Genomic DNA, 20,648 nt, shown 5'->3' on the forward strand with positions numbered 1-20,648 from the left:
AAAAATGACCAACCCTTAATAATGACCAGCCACTCACTCCCCTTGCGTGGAAATGCCTATTACAAGTGAGCGGAAAAAAAAGTTGATCGATTCATTTAATTATTCAATCATTTTTCCAATCCCGATGCCGTAAATGGTATCTTCCAATATCAGTACGTCCAGGCACGTGGGGTCGCGGAACTCCATTCGACTTTGTTCAAAAAATTCGGGGTATCCATGATCCAATTGGATTGAATTCAATTGGAATTTCCAGAATAAGATGTGGGTAATCCCTTTATCCCGCCAAAAATCGCACGGGGGCTGTTCATAGGATGAAAACGAGGTGTGGTCATAGAGAGTTATTTTCTCAAATCCGCGGCGGATGGGATTGATGTTATTCATGAAGAATAGGGTGGTTTCTCCCGTGTTCGGAATGTATTTATTCATGGTGTCGTAGTAGTTCAATATCCCAAAATGGTACCCGGAATTCAGGAATACTAGAGTGAGAAAACCCGAGTAGAAACCAGCAATCACGATGCCGATAATAAATAGGGTCCCGAGATGGCGGGTAATGGATGTCGTTTTCGCTAGTAATTCAAGCGTCCGCGCAATCATGAGGCTGGTCAAGCCGATGAAGGCGAAGACGTAAATCGAGAGGTGGGTGTAGGTATACGCGTACAAATCAGTCAGTCCCAACGCCAATAGGAACGCACCTAGTGCGACCCATAAGATAGTGGCCAACATGCGCGTTCCATTATCGCGCCAAATCAAGTAGAGGGCAGCTGCTAATCCCACCCCCCAAACGCTTACAATCACGCTTTCCATTCCGGAGGACATTAACGCCAACCGTTGCGCCATGGAAATGGGGGTAGCCTGATAATACACCGCTTGCGTGATTTTCAATTCCGAGAGAATGTCAAACCCGCGCCACATGGCTGGGAGAAAATTCAATCCAACCCCCACCGCTCCACTCCCAGCGATAATTGCCATTTCCTTCCATCGTTTAGAATACCACGCGTACACCATTCCTGCCGCCAGCACGACTACGACGGCATTGATTTTGGTCAAAGACAGGCTCAAGGGTAAAAGCACGAGTAGCCATGCCGGTCGGGACTGCTCGAGCAACACGGAAAGAAAACACAGGAAGAGGAAGAAAATGGTCTGTTCCACGAAAAAGGCTTTGGTCAAGCCCAACGTGGTACTAAAACCCAAAAACAGGAGGCCAGCCAACCAGGGATGGTGGATTCCGCTTTGCGCGGATAACCGGCCCAACATTCCGACGGTGCCCATAACGATCAAGAGTTGCAGGAATCCCTGCGAATAGGGTACCAGCGCGTGGGCCAACCCGAACACCATCTCTACTCCCTTGGGGAATATGAGATGAACATGATCCACCCAGTTAGTGGGTTCAATAGGCAGGGCAATCTGGCCATCCGCGGCGAACGAATCTATGAAGATGCCATGATAGGATAGCGTGTCGAATGAAAAATCGGGATATCCGAGCAGCGCAATGGCAAAAATGACCAGGAACGTGAGGAGGATGATGAACGAGGGGGTCCATTTGAATCGGGGGAATGGGAACCGGGATCGGCCGTCCATCACCCACATACTCACGAAAAGCAGCCCTCCCGCCAGGAGAAAGGGTGGGGGAATGGGTATCCAGGTGGTGACAATGCTGAAAAGCACGGTCATGCCAGCCACCGAAAGGCCAAAGGCCATCGCGGGGTGGTGAAAGGGTTTTGTTAATCGCCGGGTGAGGAGCGTCCCGGCACAGTAAAACCATCCGAAAGACGCCAGTATCCCTAGAATAAGTGCCATCATGCCGCATTCCCCGGGCATGGAGGAGTCTTCTGATTTTTATTCCTGCCTCCCATTCGCAATCTGGGGGGACTGGTACAAGTCATTGACCATTCCGGGGATTGGAAATGGTGCGCGCCGGAGCGCCCAATATTTCAGGGCTTCCCCTATCACGCGTAGACCATATGATACAATCCGCACCCGGGATATTTCATCCCCATAGAATGTGGGGATGGAGACTTCGTGTATCCGGAAGTGTCGATCAAAGAAGAGGATGAGGATTTGCGTGTCGAAATGAAATCCGGAGGTGCATTCGGAGAGGGGGATGTCCTGAAAGCAGCGGGTTCGAAACGCCCGGTATCCGGAGTGAAATTCCGAGAAACGACTCCCAACCAATAAGTTTTGAATTTGAGTGAGGGCTTGGTTGCCTATAAATTTGTGGAGTGGCATCTTTCCCCGGAGAGGATTTCCCGTCATGCGGGATCCAAAAACCAGGTCCGCTTCCCCCCGCATGATAGGGGAATAGATTTGGGAGAGCAGTTCCGGGGCGTACTGCCCATCTCCGTGCACCATCACCACGGCCTCCAATCCATTCTTGAGGGCGAATCGATAGGCGTGCTTCTGGTTGCCCCCGTAGCCCAAATTCTTAGGGTTGGTGTGCACGTGTATTTTATTACGGAAAGCATGGGTGCGTGCGCACGCACACGCCACATCGCTCGTCCGGTCGGTGCTTGCGTCGTCGAAGATATAGATTCCTTCAGCTGCTCTAAATGTCTCCTCGGGAATCCGTGCCAATACCGACGCGATCGTATCTTCCGCTTGATACGCCAGAATGAGGATGCCCAATTTCATGGATTAGGGATGGCAAAAAGCTATAAGGACTTTTCTTTTATGTAGATTATTGGATGGGTGGAAATTCTTCTACGCCCAACGTATACGGGTGAAGCGCTTTAGGTACACGCAATCCCCCTTCTTGGGTCTGGTGGTTTTCAAGAATGGCGCGGATCATCCGGGCGGTGGCCACGGCGGTGGCGTTGAGGGTGTGCACATATTCCTTTCGTCCGTCCTTGAACCCTTTTTTGATCCCTAATCTCACTGCTTGGTAGGTGGTGCAGTGGCTCAGGGAGGCGAGTTCGAAATAGTTTTTTTCCCGCGGGGAATACCCTTCGATATCATATTTCTTGGCGGCAACGATCCCCAAATCCCCGGTGCACACATTCATCACGCGATAGGGGATTTCCAATCCCCTGAAAATCGTTTCGGTGTTCGCCAGCAATTTTTCATGCCATTCTTTACTTTCCTCCGCGCCGCAAATAACCACTTGCTCCACTTTATTGAAATGGTGCACCCGGAACAATCCTCGCTCCTCCAGTCCATGTTTACCCACTTCTCTCCGGAAGCAGGGGGTGATGCCCGCCAATCGAATGGGCAGTTCATCTTCAGGAATGGTTTCTTTCATATATTGCGCGACCAATGGATGTTCACTCGTGGCGATGAGATGCAAATCCTCATTTTCTATCTTGTACAATTGATCATCAAACTCATTCAAATCCGTCACCCCCTCATAGGCTTCGCGCCGCAGGAGGAGGGGAGGTAAAATGGGATCGAATCCCGCGTGGATGAGGGTGTCCAATGCGTACCGTTGGAGCGCCAAATCCAATAGAGCTAATGGTCCTTTCAAGGCATAGAATCCTGTTCCCGCGATCTTCACCGCGCGCTCGAAATCCACCCCTCCGATGTTGCGGGCGATCTCCGCATGGTGTTTCACGTCGAAATCAAATGTCCTCATTTTTCCATTTTTCCGCAGTTCCACATTCTCAGAATCATCTTTCCCATAGGGTACGTCCCCCATCATCACATTAGGTAACCGCATCAAAATCCCATTGATCCTTTCTTTCACCTCATCCTGGATGCGCTGGTTCTGGGTAATGAGTTGCCCCACCTGCTTGCTTTCCTGGATCAACGCCTGTTTTTGTGTGGGGTGATCAATGGCTTTGGCCACCTCTTGGGATAAGGTATTCCGCTTCCCTCGGAGGCGTTCCACTTCCTGCAGGGCTCGTCGATAGGCCGTGTCGTCCTCAACCAGTTGGTCGAATGATTCTAAGTATTCTGGCACGTGTCGTCGCGCGAGGTTTTCCCTAATAGCCGCCGGATTTTCCCTAATCACATGGATGTCGAGCATACGCACTCCCTATTCTCCCAGCCGGTTAAAAACCCCTTTTTCCTTCAATTCACCTTGTGGCCTTTTCCTTTATATATCCGGGGATACCAGGAATGGTAGGGATCGCCTATGGGAACCGTCGCTGAATTTTTCAGAGAAATAGTAAAAAGCACCCACGTTTTTTTCCAGAAAGTGGGCGCATTCGTCCTCCTCGTGTTCGTGTTGGGAATGCTCGCTGGGGGATACATCATTGCCGCTTCCCTATCCCCTTTATGGTTCCTCGCGTTCGCCGTAACCATCGTGGTGATGTGGAATGACTTTGGAGAGGGCGTGGCCATATTCGCCCTCATCCTTATCCTATTCCTATTCGTCCCGGAGCTACTGCCCCCGTTCTCAATCTAACGTGTTATGGGTTGCTAGGACAACAAACACTGCTCGCTATCGACTTTTTCGTTTTTTGCTTTCCAACATCCGGCGACGTTTTTTAATTGCCGCCCCAAAAGCCATAAGCCCCGCGACTACCACCACCGAGCCCAAACTCCACTTCCTTTGAGCCCGGACATATTCTTCAGCCGCTTTTTCAATCAACGGTTCGATATACGCGATCCGTTCCTGAGGAATGTCAGAAACAAGTGCAGCTAATCGTTTCATTCCCTCTGGTGAAATTATCCTTTCAAGATGAAACAGATTAATATCCAATTTTTCTCTTACGAATTGTTTTTTCGATTTCCTACGGAATTCTTCCACGAATTCAGCCCCAAGCTTTTCAGCTACCTCTTTCTCCATTTCCAGAATCCTTTTGACTTGGTTGCGTTCAAATACATCACCTACGCGTTCCAAATCACTTATCATCCGATTAAATTGCCGTTCTAATTCAAATTCGAGAATGTCTCGATATAAGGTCTTAGATTTCTGAGGCAATAATGAATAAAGTCTTTTTGCGGCCCTTTGGTCAGGCGATCGTATAAATCCACGTTCTACATTTAATAGACGAGTAAGTTCGGGGGACATAATCCGATATAGAACTGCGGGTCTCTTTGGGCCCGCCTCGTCCATGGTCTCTGCATAGCGAACAGCTCTATCGATATTTTGTTCATATGTTTTTTTATTAAGTGGATAACCAGCAATTCGCCCACCCCAATAGGCCGCGGAAAGTGCCGCTGCAATTAGGGCAGACCGTGTAGCAACTTCTTTGGTGGTATCCCATGCCTTTCTCCCACGGCCAGGTTTATTTGCGACGTTCTCAGCGGCTGGTCTTCGTCTTCCACTTGATCCACGTGTCCCCATGATTTCACCTGCCCAACAATACATTTAGTCATATATAAAGAAATCGTCGAACCCGTTTGATTTACCCTCTACCTGAAAATAAACACGTTAAACACACCTATGAATAATGGGGCAATACGGGGATGGTCAGCGCCTGTTTTTTCTTCCCCATTCCGCAATCCACGCAGTTGGTGGTTAGGCAATCTTCGGGGACGTTTTTCCATTTGATGTGGAAGCGCTTGATGGCGTCGACCACGGCGCTCAATTCCATTCCTTTGGGAGTAAGGGTATAGTGGTGGCGCGCATTCCTGAACACCAATCCTTCCTCCTCCATCTCTTTCACCCTCTGGGAGAGCATCTTGGGGGACGCGTGGAGTTTGCGGGCGAGATCATTGAATCCTACTTCCTTGGAGATCTTCAACTCTTCCAGCAGGGGGATGGCGAACCGTTTCCCAAGGGAGTGAGTGGTGGTGTGGACAAGGCATTCCGCGGGAGGCATCACTATCCATTCCGTTACCCCTCTTTTTAATGCATCCCACTCAAACTATCCTTTTAGTAACTGCCCCTTTTTAGTAAATCAAGCATTCCAAGTGCTCAGCGGCGTTGCATCGCGAGGGCTTTTGGGGTGGCTCATCACCATCCCCATGTCATCCTCTACCTTCCGATGAGCCCAACTGGTGGTGCGGTGCACCCGCTATTTCTTTCTTCTTGAGAGGATGTTCTCCCCTCAATGGCCCCTTTTTTTGAACATCGTTTGTGAACACTATCTCTGGGCGTGCGCCGGACACATAGTGATGAACTCACAATTTCCGCAGTGCCGCCCCACTTTGGGGGGAAACAGCCCCACCTGTTTGTGGCTCTCGATTCCGTCCGCAATATGTTGAGCTTTCCCCACCGCCTCCCGAGCGTTTTCGGGCTCGAGGAGCGTCGTCACCGTTTTTCCATGGGATAAGTAGTGCCATTGCAGTTCTACTTCTTGCAAGGGCGCATACTGGTGGGCGGCCATGGCCCCATACAGGGTGGCCTGGAAATCATTCCCCAGGGTTTTGGAGGATAAGGTGAGCGCCCCCGTCTTGTAATCATGCACCACAAGTTTCCTATCTTGAGGTTTGGACACCCGGTCGAGGAAGCCCATGAGCCATTGCTTGCGTCCCGGGTTGAGGGGATACATGATCCTTTTTTCCACGTCGATAGTAACCTTTTTCTCGGCCTCGAAATGGGTTTGGAAATACCATTCCACATTGGCGATGCTTTTCTGGACGAAAGGGAGGGCCTCTTCTGGAGATATAGGAATGGGGGATTCCTTCAATGTTTGTTCCCATAAACCGGGGAGGGATTCCAATAGGTTTTCTTGGGTAACTGGTTTATTTCCCAGCGCAGCCAAGTGGGCGTGCTCCAGAAGGGTATGGACCACACTCCCACATGTCATGTATAAGTCAAGGGGTTGTTCGGGAATAGGGGATTTCCACACATACCGGTGGGCGTATTGCTGAGGGCACCGGGCAAACATCGATAACGACGTATAGGAATAGGGAGATGGCATGGACAGAGAACCAAAGCCACCCATTTAAGCCTGCGGAGAGTGGGCCGCCGCGCCCTTTTTAACCCTCGATTCCATGAACGGGGGTATATGCCCTCCCCCCCGATCATACCATTGTCCGCCCGGCCTTTCCCCAAAAATAGAAATTATTTTTCCCCATCCAACCCTTTTTCCCATCCATCACAATCAGCAACAATAGCGGAAAATAGTCAGAGGCGTTCGGCCAATGGGAGATTCCAAAAATCCCCTCGTCCCTCGGTGTGGCTGGGCGAAGCAGATCCTACCTTTTCTTCAGGGGTATCGAGGATACCCCGGGTTCGGGGCGGCCGGACGAAAACGGCCATCGAAAGCGGCCGCGGGCAGATGAGCGCGCCTTTCGAATTGCTCATCGCGGTCATCCTCATGGGATTTGTTCTCTTCGCCGGGTTTACCGCCATCCAGCAGCTCCAGCAACAGACCTGCGTGAACACCATCCATTCCCAGCTGGAAAAATTGGGTCGGAATCTCCAGAATGTCGCCACTGGAAAAGGCAGCGCGCAGTTCCAGTTCTCCCTGGAGGGGTGTTCGGCCCGAATCAATGATTGTGCCCAGTTTTCCCAATTAGCCTCCGCCGGGCAGGAAGTGGAATGCATCCAGCTCCAGGATTCCACTGACCCCAATATTTGTTCGAGCTATTGTTCTTCCGCCCGTTCCGTGTGTTCCCTCCTCATCTACCGTTCGGCCAAATATGATACCACCATCAAGTGCGTGGATATTTCTCCCTCCACTGTTTTCCCGGCCCAGGGCAGCCAGCAGTGTCCTGACCGTTCCCTGGAGGGCTGGGTCCTCCAGGATTTTACGACCTCAACCATTCGACAAGGTACTTATTCCCTGCTCAAGGGATCAGAATTAACGGCCACCGTACCCATTGTGTGTGCCTATTACCGCCAGGGGTAGACCGTGCATGATTGAGTTCACTCTTTCCAAAATAAATCTGCTCATTCTCGTCGTGGCTTTGTTTGGAATCATTTCTTTTTTCACTTTCAACCTGGGAGGGGTTTTCCTGGTAAATGAGGTGAAGCAGGAATTGGACACCTATTCCGCCACCATCAATGCGAGTCTCATCGCTCCCACGACATGCGATAGTAAGCCCTTTTCCATCCCCCCCAAATTCAAGTCGTTCGGGAGCGATGTATTCTATACCCTTTCCTTGTCCCAAATCCCTGATGGGTTGGGTAACCGCCTCATCTTTTCGGCGTCGGACATTCGCAAACCCGATTTGGTGTTAGCCGCCTCCTCCCTGGCCACGGATGCCCGCATTGTTATCTTCTCGGATGCCGGAGGAACATTTTTCCCCCTTTCTCCGGGGGAGGAATATGTTTTGGATCCCCAATCCGTGCCTCCCCGGAATGCGTTTTATATGGTGAAGAGTGTGATGCGTGGTAACACGACTTTGTATCTCATTCCATGCGCTATTTCCGCGCATGCCGAAACGTGCCAAACGAATAAGCAATTGGTAAATCAATTTCTCACGTCCTCGGGAGAAGGATTTGTATGCTAACCCTTTTTTTGGGCGATCGGGGCTATTTGGGTCCCGTGGGGGATGACATCCCCAGCCTTATCCCCATTGTCGTGGCATTGGTCATCTTCTTCTCTGCCTTCACATTCACTCTCAATGAGTTCAATTCGCGAGGCCAAAGCTTTAACGCGGACCGGGATGTTCTTATTATCGCTAACGCGTTGAAAGGGGATAGCTATATTGCCTCCTACCCTGAATTTGGGAGGGCTTGTGCGGGGTTACGAGTGCGGGGGTTGAATTACGTGGCGGGTCTCGTGGAGTCCTCGCGTTGGCATTCCATGTCCCAACAGGCCGCTGCCCAGCCCGATCAGCCAATTTTGAGTTTCATCGCCGATGCCTTCCACACCGAGAACAACCAGGAATTCTCCTGCCTTGGCGGGATTCAAGCCCCCCTCACGCAGGGGGGTTTGGCTTCCCTTCTTTTGGATAATCAGCATATCGTCCTCTCCTTTCCTGTGGCCCTGGAGTTGAGCACCGCGGTGGTCCCCGCGACTTTGGTGGTGATTGCTTGGAGAGTGTAAGGCTTTCATTTCTTTGTCTGGGTTCCAGGAGTCAACCTGGAACCCTAACTCCGCAGCGGCCCGACGGAACGGGCCAGGTGGTGAAATCATGGCACGCGTAAGACGTTCAATTTTTGTTTCATCCGAGAGAACAGGGCAGGCCGCCGTTACGGATGCGTTGTTCCTTCTCGTCATCATCTCGGGTCTGACGGCGTTCATGCTTTTATTTTCGGCCAATTATGGCAAAGGCATTTCCGATCAAGTCAACCGGAATGATTCATTCGAGTTCGTGGCGAGCGCGCTTAAAACCATCATGTATCAGAGCGTGGCCCGCAACGCGGATGAGATCATCAACCCTTTACATCCTGATCCGGAGCAGGAGGTGGACTATCTCATGGCCTTAGTTAAAGAAGATTTTGCGGACGACACGCAGTTATCGGTGAACACCCAGAAGAATCTGGCGCGCTCCGTTTTCCACGTGATGCGTCCCATCGCCGACTCGCACGATTATATTTTTGCTATTAACACGGCCCAGAAATATGTATTTGTTATCCTCTGGCGCACCGAGTTCATCCCTTCCCCTAATCGATTTGGTGACGTGCAAGTGGATCCCCAGAACTCCCACCGCATGTATTCATGTGCTCCCTTGTTGAGTGATAATGCCCTCCAACGCCTCGCCCTGCGTGTGGGGAATACCACGGAAGCCCAGGCCCTGGTGAATATGGTGGAGTTTACCGGAAATTCGTTTCTTTTATCCCAGGATACCACGGCGACCCGCGCGGGAGTGACATTGGCCACGTGGACGGCCACGGTGATTCCGGATGCAGAGTGGCAGTTGCTGAACTGCACGCCTATTGCGTTCACGGTGTGAGAGTTGGAGACGGGATTCACAAAATCCTGCCGAACCGTCCTATGATTTCTTTTTCAAATTCTTATACCATTTTTCGTATTGTTTATGGTTTCCGGAAAATCGAATTTCTTTTTCTTTGGTCTTTTCTACTATTTTGAGTGCGACCCGGTATTGGCCGATTTCTAATACGGAAAATTCAATTCCATGATTCAAATGTCTGAGTGATGTTTCCTCTTTTTGTTGTTGTATTTTTTTCCATATTCTTTCTTGGACTTGCCGATCCATTTTATCAAAATACTTGTCCCATCCGGGATAGTATTTGAGTACATATGGCATTATGCGTCACTTGAATCCGTATTTTTTCTTTACATTTTCTTCCGTTTCAAATTGCATGCCCTTATTTTTCATTTCTTCATCTTCTAGTTTCATTTTAAAGGCTACCAGTTCTAACTCTAATTCTTTGGGGTCGTCTAGCAAATGGTATTCTTTTCCAAGCTCTAGGACGCCGGCACGTAGCGCTTCCGTCTTGGTTTTGAAATAGCCTTTAGCTATCAGTAGGGTGAGGATGTCTTCAGGAACCCCGCTCATTTTTACTAATGTTTCCATATAAACCACCTTTTTTATGATTATAATATGTATTCAGTAAATACTTTAATCATATTTAACCCTTTAGGTAAAATGGGAAAGAAATGGTTCTTTTGGCCAGCGAGCATAAATACGGTGATCAATCCCCCATTAATCATCGTCATCGAGCAGAGGTAGGTCGGCCATCTCCTCATCGGAAGGCAGTTCCAATTCGTCTGTTTTCTTCTTTTTTTTGGGCGATGTCGGGGCTTCCCCGAGCAAATCCTTCACATCCAAATCGGGGGTGGGGGTTTGACTAGTATTTTCAGCAGCGGGAGCAATCGAGGGACGATTGTCTTTCCCTTCCTCCAGTTGCCCGCGTTGGCGGCGGTAGTGGCGGGCATAGGCCTCGGCCGGATCATCGTTTGAGATAGGGGGGGATTGTTTGGGAGCGGAAGATGGGGGAGTGGAAGGTTGTTCTTTGGCGGCCCGCGCCCGGCGTTGTTCCATGCGTTCGCGGGGGGAGAGGCGTTCCTCTCCCACGGGGGTTTCCTCCGAGGGGTTTGATGAGGTAACCATTTCTTTTTCATCCCGCGCCGACCCAGGAAGGGTGTTGGAAAATTGGAATCGGGTGAGGGATTTCTTTTCAGGAGGGATTTCTTTTACTGTTTGAGGAGGGGGATTAATCTCCCGAGGAGGGGAGGGGGATCCAGGTTCTTTTACCGTGCCAGAATGCATGTTGCGCCGGAGTTCGGCCAACGTTTGCTCGATCTCCTCGGTGGAGGCAGTGTGGGTTCCGAGGAATGGGGATGATGTAGATTGAGTATTTTGATTGGTTGATGATGAAGAAGACGGGGTTTGTTTAAGTCCAAGAGCATGGTGTAGGGGGGGTTTCTTTCCCCCGAATAGATTGGAAACCCGTCCGAATAAACCGGATGAGGATGGTTTCCCATTTGGGTTTATTTCGGGGGAACCAGAATAGATTGATGCGCTTGAAGAAGACTTCTCATCCGGGTGCTGGCGTTCATGCCTATGTTTTCCACGCGCGGCCTCCACATTCTCGAATACTCCCCTGCTCGGCCCGCGCATCCAGGGTTCCGATTCGTCATGCTCATCCGAATCAGGAGAAACTTCCGGTTGGGAGTTGCGTTTCCATTTGACCGGGGTTCCACGGGGGCCACTATTTCTTTTTTCAGCGGATGGGGACGAAGCCATTTGGGGGGGGATAGGCTCGCCATGGCGATAGTACCGCCGCAGCCGGCGGGGAACCTTGGATAACGAGGTTTCCATGTCAGGCACCCGGGATTCCCGGTTTCTTATCCAGGCTCTGGTTGAAGGCCTTTATATCCTTTCTCAGCTGCTCCATGGTGGCATCGAATCCTTCGAATTCGCTCGTTTCCAATCGGAATCCCAGATCGGAGGATTTCTTTTTTCTTTCTGAACGGGAAATTTTTTCTCCCGATTCTTCCTTGAGGAGTTCAAGCACATCCATGGCATCGTTCTCGAGAATAGGAGGGGCGAGTGGTGACTCCGGTTTTCCCGTTCCCCGCAGGCGGGAGGCCTTGGATACCGCATGGGTGGGGGAAGGGATTTGGGTTTCAGGCGTTGGTACATACGTGTTCCAGTGCCACCATCCCCGCGTCACCAATCCTGTGATGCCGGCGGACAAAATCAGCAGGAGGATGAGCCAGAATCCCTGCTCCATTAATGAAAGAATGGCCGATGGGGTCAATGTTGACGACCGCTGCCAGAACACCCACCCCACACCCCCCCATCCCACGATTAAACTGGCTCCCATTCGTTTCCATCCTTTCCAGTATTCGCTCCCCCCGATGGCGCTGCGCACCCATACATAGGCCAAACCCGGGCTCCCTAGGAAGACGAGGCCTTGCAAGAGGGTAAAAATGAGGCTTCCCGATACGACCATACCCCCAACAACCGGGCGCTCTTTTTTATTCTAGGGGTCGATTCTCCCTTTCATGGTCGTTGATCTCCTCGGACAAGCCCTTTCGTATTTGGGGGGGTGGATTCTGGCGCTTTTCATTCCCCTCTTGATGGGTGTCCTGGTGGGAATCTTGGTGTTCAATGCGGTGCAGCACCGCACCGGATGGAAATGGGTCCCCGCGGCGGGATTCACCTTGTTGCTCCTATGGACCTTGCTTTTCTTCTTGGTGAACACGAGCAACCTCTTGAATGGTCTCCAGAACACCGACTTGAGTGTTATTCCTCCCGACGTGCAGGGGGATAAGGTTTACCAGGATTCGCAACCCCACCCCATTCTCTTTTTTTTCCGGGCCCTCTTCCAAAGCATCCTCGGGGCGTTCGTGTTCACTATTCTTTCCTTCCCATTTGTTTTCCTTGGAATGATGTCATATGAATGGCTTTCCAAGCGCACCAAAAATGTGTGGTATCGCCTCATCGGAGTAGCGGGAATCTGGTCCCTCCTCCTGGGGGCACTATTAACTGCGTTCCCCTGGATCCTCGTGGGAGTGATATATTTGGCGTTCTTCGGGCTATGAATTGGTTTCTGGAAAAGGCCTCTTGGGTTTGAAAAAGACCTTTGATAATTGAAGGCTGGGGTGATTTTTTTCCGGAACCCCGAATAAGCCTTAAATAGGCCTCTTTCCCCTACCCTGCGCGAGCAATATGACGAATGGACGCGAGCGATGGGGATGTGTTTTCCTTCTTTTCCTGTTGGTATTCAGTCTCCCGGCCGCGGCGCTCTCGCGCGGAATGGCGAATAATGGTATTCAGGATGGTTTGGATGATTCGGATAATGAAAATGCTTTTCTGCCACCCCATCCCCCGAACCCTGTTTTGGGAATTGTCCCACCCGCTGAAAGCGTTCCCCTGCGTATCCAATTACAGACTTCCCCCTCCGGCGCCCCGGCGTGCCGCCTATCCCAATTAACTCCCAGCGAGGTGCAGGCGTTCAAGGACACTATTCTCACCTCCGGATTCCAGGGAGAAGAGATTTCCGCGGGCACGCCCCCCAATCTAAATAGGGAAACGGTGGCGGATGAGAATACATTAATTGTCCCCGATCCCGCGCGCAATGGCACAGCGATCCAGAAAGAGGTGCCCACCCAGTTCCTGGAGCCGGAGGAATTATCCCCTCTTCTCAATAAGCACATCAAGAATGGCACCTTCGCCTTCGGATTATCCATGACGGATTCCCTCCGCACCGCCCGGTGTTTGACTCCCGAGCAATGTGCGGTTTCGGGAGAGATGCTCCGTCTCCGTAATTCGGGGGAAGGATTCACGGGGAACATTCAAAATATGTGGTCGTCCATTAAGGGGGATTTAGGGAAGCCGGATTCCTTGTTCTCCGAGGAGGAAGCCGACTACTTGTTGGGAGGAGTGGAGGCGGAACAGGAATTGGGAGAAGCGGATGCCAATTACATCCCGGTGGAAGGATTTTCCCGCATTCCTTCTAACGAGCTGATGAATTGGATTGCCGTGGACAACACCTTCTCCTCAGCCTTGCTCACCAATTGCACCGACAGTTCGTGCATCACCATGCTGTATTCCATGTTCGACAAATACTTCAACGCCTGGTTCTCCGGGGAAATGGTTATCGGCACATTCGGTCCTACTGCGTGGGGAAAATTGCGGTATATGATTACCCGGGGAAAGCGCATCAACCTTATTTCAGCCAATTGGGCGGACCCCCTGCGGCGGAATATCGATCTTGAAAACAGATGGAAATTCCGCAATATCGAGGGCATTGGTCTGGGGGGGAATAAACCCATCGCCCCCTCCGAATTTTTTTCCAAGAGACGCCCAGGAGGTACTATTGAAGGGAAAGAGGTATTCAAGAATTACAAACGCACGATGGAACGGGAAGTGGGATCGGAGAACGTATTCAAGGAATTCTTCGTCGACCGCAAGGTCATTTCTCCCGGAAAGTCCGCCAACTTTGAGGATGAGGCCTTCCGCTCGGGTGCCTTGAGCAAGATCACCGATTTTGATGAACAGAAGAAACTGTTCACCTACATGGGGAAGATTCGCGAGCACGCCATGGCCACCAAACATGTGGCGAAACAACTAGATGACGAATTGAAATTGGGCCGCATCTCCCAAGTGGATTACGCGCGGGGGTATTCCAAGATCGCCAAGGACCTGGATGATGTCCTCAACCTGGATATGCCCGCTTTTATTCGGGGGGAAAAAGCCACTGGTCTCCAGCGCTTCCAAGTAATTGATGTGGGCACGGGTCAACCCGTCTCATTGACAGATGGGGCGGACGGGGCCTATTTCAATAACGTGTTCGACGAGTTCATCAAGACGGGAAATTTTAATGATGTCAGAACGCTGAAAAAGGTGGGAGAAAATATCGAGTTGTACGAACTCAAACCCCAGAGGATCATCAATGAAGCCGTTCTTGAATCCATCGAGAAAGGGGAATATGCGGACGATGTTTATGTCCTCCTCAGCGATGGGGTTACAACGGTGCCCGCCACGAAGACCCAATACAAAACCATTTTCGACGATTTCAAGGCCTCGGGGATAAAGCCCCGGATCGTGGAGGGGGGTCGTACCTTGGTACCGGGAGGCTTGTCCCCCGAGCTGTTCGGAAAAGGAATCGTCGGAGGAGATGTGCTCAAGGAAAAAATAAAGTGGTACCACCGCAATGTCGAAGCGGTCCATGATACCATGATTTCGCGAGATTGGGGCCGCGGGAATTATACAAACCTTCTCTCCCGCTCGATGCAGGGACAGGAAAAGCTGATCAAGAATTACGTTAATGTGTTAAATCCCGATGTGGCGGCCGGTCCCTTGGGGTGGACGGCCAAAACCTATGGGTATTGGTGGGTCACTCGCGGATTGGGATTCGACGACTTTACCCTTTACCGGTTGCCCGATGAGTTCACGGAGATTGCATTCTCCACGGGGGATGTCCCCATCTATGATGATGCCTACATCGATTTTTTCGCCAATGAAGGATCAGATACGGGCGACCTGTTCCAGCGCCTCATATCCAAATTCCCTTTTCCCGCTTTGGTAATTGACCCTCTGGCGTCCCGGTTCGAGCCTCTGGAAAAGGCCTGGAATTTCTTCAGTGGGAAACAAGCTCGCACTCAACCAGATAATCTCGCCCTATTCATGTTTGGAGGAGAATCCTGTCCCACCTGCAAAGCCACCATTGCTTCCCCTTCCCTGGAGCAGGCTAATGTCTATTTCCAGAGCCCCGAGAGCCTCACTGGTTTTCTCCTCGAGGATGGCCAATCTAAAGATGCAAGGGAATTAGGACAATTACTCGTCGCCTATGCCCACCACCTGGATATTGGGGGCCAGCTCAGTGGGGAGGTGTTGGATCAAATCACCCTCTCCACGGCCCGGGAGAAAGGCCTCGCGTGCGATCAGGTGATTGAGGATGTTTTTCTCTGGGGAAATGTATCCAAACTCATCGGGGCGGAGCGTATTGGAGCCGCATTGGCCGTAACCGAAAACCTCTCCTATTGGGTGTTGGGTTATGGCGGCACGTTGGTCACGGCGATCAACCAGATTTATTTTGCCCAGCAGATGAATGAATGCGTGGACGATAAGGAGGGGTATTTCGCCCACATCTTCGTCCCGCGGGAAGTGGAAGGACAAGGGAAATCCCAGGAAATCCAGAATTCCGCCACCCAGGAAGCATTGGATGGGATTCAGGCTTTTGCTGGTCGCGTGCAGGCCGATGCCACGGATGCCTCCCTCTCGGATAAGGCGTTGGCTGAGGCCACAGGGAAAGTGAAAGAATTGGTGGATGATGCCCGCAAGCGGGATGTGGTGGAGGCCGAGCTCCGCATTTCTGGTGCCTCGTATGGGGGGATCGAGTCGAAGAAACCTATCTATTTTTGGGTGGGCCCGCAAGCAGAATTGGATGTGAGTGCGTATTCCACGGATGGGAAAACCGTTCTTTCTAATGCGGATGGGGATACGTTGACTTTAGATAACCAGTCAGGCACCCTCACGGTGAATGGGCAGCCGGTAATCGACAGCAGTGAAGCCGATCATGTCCGCCTGGCCAGCACCAACCTATCCATCCCCGCGGTGGAGGTGCCCCAGCGCCTCAATGCCTTTTCCCTGGATGATTCCAACCGATTCATCTTAGGGATAAACGTTCGGGGGGAAACAATTGTTCACGACCCGGCGCTCCTCGATTGTATTCGACAAGCCGTTTTGTTTCAGAGCGGGGTTCCCCTTAATTCTCCCGTCATGAGCGAGGCTTTTGGGGTAGCGGAAACCGTGGTCACGGATGCGTATCCCACCATCTCTTTCGATCCAACCCGGAATCGCATCGTCATGGCCGGGCTATCCGCGCAGACCGCCAGTGGGGCCGCCGCGGGAGTGCAGCTTTTTGCGGATCGCACCGTTTTAGTTACGGGCGCGCCCAATCCCAGAGCGGGAAACCTCAATAGCATTATTTTCGAGAATGGTTCCCTTGTGTATAAGCCCGCGACCCATGAATTGATCATCTGGTTGAAGCACCATGCCAACGCCATTGTTTCAGATCAGGAAGTCAAAGATTTCTCCGGCACGCTCACGAGCACCTCCAATCCCACCACGTTATGCGAGGAACCCGCCATTGATTTGCGTGTGGAAACCGACCCCTCAACCCCCGCCACCAAATTGAAGGGCGACAATCTCACCGCCGGCCTTCAAAAAAACGGCCCCTTCCAGGTATTTGAGACCGAAACCAAGCGCTTCATCCTCTATTCCAAATTAGTGGAGGGGGAGTGCAAGGATTTTTTCAAGGTCATCGATAAACTGACGGGTGAAGAGTACGATCAGGAGATTAATTCAATTTCACAAACGGAGGACGGGACCATCCGCATCCAAACCAAGGATGGGTTGGATCATACATTGAAAATTTCAGACGAGAACGGGAAGCCCGTGCTAACCTACGATGGAAAATCCGAAGTGTTGCGTTCAGCCAGTGGGCGAGGAGGCTCATTCTATTACGATCCCAACCGGGGGTTGTATTTCGCTGAGAACGCCCAATTCATCCCCTTGAATGATCAGTTCAGGAACCAGGGCCTAGCCTTCCAGGCCAACCCGGATGGCACCGCCAGCGGAAAAGCAGCCTCGAATGTGTTCAACATCAATACCGGTCAAGGCGCCCCTGGATTATTCAACATCCCTTCCCTGCCCCCCACCATAGCCGGGCTGGCCATCGCATTACTCGTACTCGGCATCGTGAGTGCCGGCATCTATGTGGATTCCCGCCGGCGAAAGGATAATGAAGTGTCTTCTTCATTGGTCTAAAAAGACCAATACAACGATATCCATTATATTTTTCCGAGGCCTAAAGATTTCCATGTGCGGCCGCTATGCCATGACCCATTTCCTCAAGGAGCTCCTTCCCAGGTATGACATTAACAGCCTTCCTGAAGGGAATTGGAAGCCTTCTTACAATATCGCTCCCGAGCAGAAAGCCCCCATTATAATTCAAAATGAGGCAAAAAAACTGGCCATGGCCACATGGGGGTTTGTCCCCTCCTGGGCGATTGAAAAAAAGGATTTTCATCCCCTTATCAATGCCCGCTCCGAGACGGCAGCCACGAGCCCGGCCTTTCGGCATGCATTCCATCATAGTCGATGCCTAATTCCCTTCACCCATTTTTTCGAGTGGAAGAAAGGGAAGACCAAAATCCCTTTCGCCATCGCCCTGGAAAAAGGGGGAATTGGATCATTCGCGGGCATTTTTTCTGAAAAGGAAGAGAAAATAAGGTATGCCATCCTCACCACCTCTCCTTCCCCCGCATTGCGAAACATACACGACCGCATGCCCGTCATATTGGCGAAAGCAGATGAGAAGAAATGGTTATCCCCTACCGATGACCCAACCAAATGTCAGAAACTGTTGAGGACATTCCCCGGAAAACTAAAAGCCTTCCCCATTTCAAAAGAGGTGAATAATCCCAGGAATGATTATCCCCAAATTCTGAATCCTTTGTCTTCCCTCATCAAAAAATGGGAGTAATTTCTTTCAGATAGTATTACCACTTCATTCTCATTCACGCATAATACGAGGGCCCGCGGGCCCGGGTGTCGTCCCCGTCATCGGATTGTTGGGCTTCTTTGAGACGCTTCATCTGTTCCATGATGTCCTTCTCCGTCTTCTTGGCCTGCTCGTATAGGGGCTCCACTTTGATGTCCAGGTCCAATAGTTTATTGAGCCGCTTGATGAGCTCGGCCGCGGCCTTGTAATCCGCACCGATGGTGACATTCCCCAGCATGGAGAAGGCTTTCACGTTGCTCTCCTTGAGGTGCATGAGCATGATGGCCGTTATTCCCGTGGTGATACCTTCATCAATGATCTCCACATCCAAATCCTTGAACATATTTTTGCTCGCCTCATTCGCCGCGATGGCATACACCGTGAGATCGTTCTTTACCCCCGTCTGCAACCCTGCGAGAGAGATGAGGCGGGCGATCTTATTCTTTAAAATCCATTCCACGATCGTGGTGGCGACACGGGGGATATGCTGTTTGGGGATGATCTGCTCCGAGATGAGCACCCCAAGTTTCCGTTTGTCATTTACATATAACCGCGATGGAAAAATGGGTACTCCTTTGTGGATGCGGATGATGGGTAAGAATAGTTCGGAATGGAGGTGTCCAACTTCCTTAAAATCGAGGTTTTCAACCAGGTATTTGGCGGTGATGGTGCCCACTAAACCCGTGCCTGGAAATCCTTCAATGAGCGTATACCCATTCCAATCCCGATGCTCCGTTTCAACGAATCGAACGATGGGACTGTGGGTGGTTGATAGGTTTGTGGGAGCGGTAGGATGTGGTTTCCTGGGAGGTATTTCAGGTACCCCGATGTCACCGCGCGCTCGACTCCCCCCCGGGGGCCGGCTAATGGGCATGCGGGGCGGGGTAGGCATGGTGTTTCGGGCCATGAGGTTCTCACTGACTCCATCTTTAAATAAGGGCGGGTTTCCTCACCCGCGCACGTACCATTGCCCCAAGATGTAGGCCAGTTGGGACGCAGGGAGAAGGATGAGGATGTAGATCCCAGCAATTCCTTGACGTTCTTCCTGGGCTCCCAAGAAAAGCCCGGTGAGCACGGCGTATTCAAATAAGTAGATAGGGATAATCTGCACCGCTAATGTGAACAATTCAGCGCCACTGGCTTCGGCCAGGGAGAGCGGCAGCCGCGTCACTACCCCCACCAATACCCCCAGCAATATAGGCACCATGATCCCTCCCGCGAGGAGAAGCGTATATTTTTCCACCATCATCGTGGCGCGCCTTTCCTCGACAAGGGATTGGGCTTGCATCATGTCCTGGGCCATGGCCACCGCGGCCTCTATTCCGGGGGCGCCACTCTCATACAAGCGTCTGAGCAGCCGCTTCACCGCTGAGAGGGGCCGGGAGGCTCTTCCCACCCCCAACCCTTCCAATGCCTCCGGAATGGATTCCCCTTTGGCGATGCGCCGGTGAACACGTGTCCATTCATCACGGATGGGAAGAAAAGTGGATTCTGCCAACCATTTTATTTTTTTAGGAAAGGATTGTTTAGGAGGAATAGCCGCATACAAGAGCAGGCTGTCCGGGCACTGCCGTTCGAGCGTGCGCGTGTGTTGGTCAAACCGCCAGAGTTGGTACATGATGTTGGCCGCTAATGGAAAGATACCTATTCCCACCCACACGGCCGCCCATTCGGCTCCCGACCAGCCAAAATAAAGGTACGCGGACCACGCCACTAAAAATAACCCGGCGCCCTCGATGACGCTCCCCAGGATTACTCGGGATAACCCATTTTCAACTCCATTCTGCTGAGAAATATAGTCCAACCTTTCTTTCGTCTCGTTAGCCACAATTATGAATGTATTTACATGACGATTAATCATACGCAAATCAAACAAGGGCATCACCCATCCCTCACAGGGACAATGGGATTCTGGACCCACACCAAGAGTAAGATGAGGGCGTTCAGAAGGGGAATTCCCACTAATGCGGTCCCCCATACATGCTCGGGTGCCAGTGTCAAATCAAGGAATTGGCTTCCCACGGCGACAAATCCAAGGAAGAGAGTGGGAACTAACGTGGATGTGCCAATGAATACGACGGATAGCAATGTCAATTGGCTCGCGAATCGACGGAGTTCATTGCGGTGGTGCAAGCGGATGTCTTCCGCCATGTGTCGCAAAGACTGTTGCGTGGTGGGGGAATTCCCTTGCACGTGCAAATGCATTAGTACGGCCGCGACTCGATTCAATAATGGGCTTTCGTGAGAGGTCTTCCATTCCAAGAGACTTTCATCCAGGGGTTCTCCCTGATGGACATAGCGATCCACGGCCTCCTGCATGCTCGTTCGCAGGGGTCCCCTAACCCCCCCTGCGGCAGTGGCGAGCGCTCTTTCCAATGATTGGTGCAAGCTGAGTTCCATGGCAAGGAGGGTGAGAAAAAGATCCATCTCCTGTTCCATTCTCCGA

At 51.5% G+C, this 20,648-nt stretch carries 21 protein-coding genes; 8 read left to right on the top strand and 13 right to left on the bottom strand.

Annotated features, from left to right (window positions below; genetic code table 11):
- Positions 1-99: 99 nt before the first annotated feature.
- Genes Q8P05_03205 through serS form a run of 3 tightly spaced genes read right to left on the bottom strand, consistent with a single transcriptional unit; the run spans position 100 to position 3,958 of the window.
- Entirely contained in the window at positions 100-1,800 is a 1,701-nt protein-coding gene (locus Q8P05_03205; GenBank protein MDP2666481.1) for a hypothetical protein, read from the bottom strand.
- A gap of 36 nt (positions 1,801-1,836) precedes the next feature.
- Entirely contained in the window at positions 1,837-2,628 is a 792-nt protein-coding gene (locus Q8P05_03210) for a glycosyltransferase family 2 protein (GenBank protein MDP2666482.1), read from the bottom strand.
- A gap of 46 nt (positions 2,629-2,674) precedes the next feature.
- Positions 2,675-3,958, bottom strand: a complete 1,284-nt coding sequence (serS, locus tag Q8P05_03215; protein MDP2666483.1) for a serine--tRNA ligase — start codon at positions 3,956-3,958, stop codon at positions 2,675-2,677.
- Between the two features lie 108 nt (positions 3,959-4,066).
- Between serS and Q8P05_03220 the strand changes: the two genes are divergently transcribed.
- Positions 4,067-4,339: a hypothetical protein gene (locus tag Q8P05_03220; protein ID MDP2666484.1), complete on the top strand. Its 273-nt coding sequence runs from the start codon at positions 4,067-4,069 to the stop codon at positions 4,337-4,339.
- 36 nt (positions 4,340-4,375) lie between these two features.
- Here Q8P05_03220 and Q8P05_03225 read toward each other — a convergent pair whose 3' ends face one another.
- The 3 genes from Q8P05_03225 to Q8P05_03235 all read right to left on the bottom strand — a co-directional run bounded on the left by Q8P05_03225 (position 4,376) and on the right by Q8P05_03235 (position 6,746).
- Positions 4,376-5,224, bottom strand: coding sequence for a hypothetical protein (locus tag Q8P05_03225; GenBank protein ID MDP2666485.1), 849 nt, complete (start codon positions 5,222-5,224; stop codon positions 4,376-4,378).
- A gap of 97 nt (positions 5,225-5,321) precedes the next feature.
- Complete coding sequence (locus Q8P05_03230) at positions 5,322-5,702, bottom strand: helix-turn-helix domain-containing protein (protein MDP2666486.1); 381 nt, start codon at positions 5,700-5,702, stop codon at positions 5,322-5,324.
- A 264-nt stretch (positions 5,703-5,966) separates the two neighbouring features.
- Positions 5,967-6,746 carry a PD-(D/E)XK nuclease family protein gene (locus tag Q8P05_03235; GenBank protein MDP2666487.1) on the bottom strand — a complete coding sequence of 260 codons (780 nt, stop codon included), beginning with the start codon at positions 6,744-6,746 and terminating at the stop codon, positions 5,967-5,969.
- Between the two features lie 360 nt (positions 6,747-7,106).
- Here Q8P05_03235 and Q8P05_03240 point away from each other — a divergent pair, with 360 nt between their 5' ends.
- The 4 genes from Q8P05_03240 to Q8P05_03255 all read left to right on the top strand — a co-directional run bounded on the left by Q8P05_03240 (position 7,107) and on the right by Q8P05_03255 (position 9,672).
- Entirely contained in the window at positions 7,107-7,679 is a 573-nt protein-coding gene (locus Q8P05_03240) for a hypothetical protein (protein ID MDP2666488.1), read from the top strand.
- Positions 7,680-7,686: 7 nt separating this feature from the next.
- Positions 7,687-8,283 (top strand): hypothetical protein, encoded by a 597-nt coding sequence (locus Q8P05_03245; protein ID MDP2666489.1) that lies wholly within the window; start codon positions 7,687-7,689, stop codon positions 8,281-8,283.
- Positions 8,277-8,822, top strand: a complete 546-nt coding sequence (locus Q8P05_03250; GenBank protein MDP2666490.1) for a hypothetical protein — start codon at positions 8,277-8,279, stop codon at positions 8,820-8,822. The genes Q8P05_03245 and Q8P05_03250 overlap by 7 nt, the downstream gene beginning before the upstream one ends.
- Positions 8,823-8,910: 88 nt before the next feature.
- Positions 8,911-9,672, top strand: a complete 762-nt coding sequence (locus Q8P05_03255; protein MDP2666491.1) for a hypothetical protein — start codon at positions 8,911-8,913, stop codon at positions 9,670-9,672.
- 39 nt (positions 9,673-9,711) lie between these two features.
- On the opposite strand, the gene Q8P05_03260 is transcribed toward Q8P05_03255, so the two are convergent.
- The 4 genes from Q8P05_03260 to Q8P05_03275 form a co-directional block, all read right to left on the bottom strand.
- A complete protein-coding gene (locus Q8P05_03260; GenBank protein ID MDP2666492.1) occupies positions 9,712-9,987 on the bottom strand; it encodes a hypothetical protein in 276 nt (91 codons plus the stop codon).
- A 6-nt stretch (positions 9,988-9,993) separates the two neighbouring features.
- Complete coding sequence (locus tag Q8P05_03265) at positions 9,994-10,257, bottom strand: hypothetical protein (GenBank protein ID MDP2666493.1); 264 nt, start codon at positions 10,255-10,257, stop codon at positions 9,994-9,996.
- A 129-nt stretch (positions 10,258-10,386) separates the two neighbouring features.
- Positions 10,387-11,505, bottom strand: coding sequence for a hypothetical protein (locus Q8P05_03270; GenBank protein MDP2666494.1), 1,119 nt, complete (start codon positions 11,503-11,505; stop codon positions 10,387-10,389).
- A gap of 1 nt (position 11,506) precedes the next feature.
- Positions 11,507-12,142 carry a hypothetical protein gene (locus tag Q8P05_03275; GenBank protein MDP2666495.1) on the bottom strand — a complete coding sequence of 212 codons (636 nt, stop codon included), beginning with the start codon at positions 12,140-12,142 and terminating at the stop codon, positions 11,507-11,509.
- Between the two features lie 52 nt (positions 12,143-12,194).
- On the opposite strand from Q8P05_03275, the gene Q8P05_03280 reads away from it, so the two are divergent.
- The 3 genes from Q8P05_03280 (at position 12,195) to Q8P05_03290 (ending at position 18,184) form a co-directional block, all read left to right on the top strand.
- Positions 12,195-12,734 carry a hypothetical protein gene (locus tag Q8P05_03280; protein MDP2666496.1) on the top strand — a complete coding sequence of 180 codons (540 nt, stop codon included), beginning with the start codon at positions 12,195-12,197 and terminating at the stop codon, positions 12,732-12,734.
- Between the two features lie 127 nt (positions 12,735-12,861).
- Entirely contained in the window at positions 12,862-17,466 is a 4,605-nt protein-coding gene (locus Q8P05_03285; GenBank protein ID MDP2666497.1) for a hypothetical protein, read from the top strand.
- A gap of 52 nt (positions 17,467-17,518) precedes the next feature.
- Positions 17,519-18,184, top strand: a complete 666-nt coding sequence (locus Q8P05_03290; protein MDP2666498.1) for an SOS response-associated peptidase — start codon at positions 17,519-17,521, stop codon at positions 18,182-18,184.
- 34 nt (positions 18,185-18,218) lie between these two features.
- Here Q8P05_03290 and Q8P05_03295 read toward each other — a convergent pair whose 3' ends face one another.
- From Q8P05_03295 to Q8P05_03305, 3 genes are read right to left on the bottom strand one after another with little or no spacing between them, the layout of a single operon-like run.
- Positions 18,219-19,109 carry a PAC2 family protein gene (locus Q8P05_03295; protein MDP2666499.1) on the bottom strand — a complete coding sequence of 297 codons (891 nt, stop codon included), beginning with the start codon at positions 19,107-19,109 and terminating at the stop codon, positions 18,219-18,221.
- Between the two features lie 42 nt (positions 19,110-19,151).
- Positions 19,152-20,084: a type II secretion system F family protein gene (locus tag Q8P05_03300; GenBank protein ID MDP2666500.1), complete on the bottom strand. Its 933-nt coding sequence runs from the start codon at positions 20,082-20,084 to the stop codon at positions 19,152-19,154.
- Positions 20,084-20,641 (bottom strand): type II secretion system F family protein, encoded by a 558-nt coding sequence (locus tag Q8P05_03305; GenBank protein MDP2666501.1) that lies wholly within the window; start codon positions 20,639-20,641, stop codon positions 20,084-20,086. The genes Q8P05_03300 and Q8P05_03305 overlap by 1 nt, the downstream gene beginning before the upstream one ends.
- Positions 20,642-20,648 lie beyond the last annotated feature (7 nt).

It is taken from the genome of Candidatus Diapherotrites archaeon (genome assembly GCA_030688545.1).
Classification (GTDB): domain Archaea; phylum Iainarchaeota; class Iainarchaeia; order Iainarchaeales; family VGJJ01; genus VGJJ01.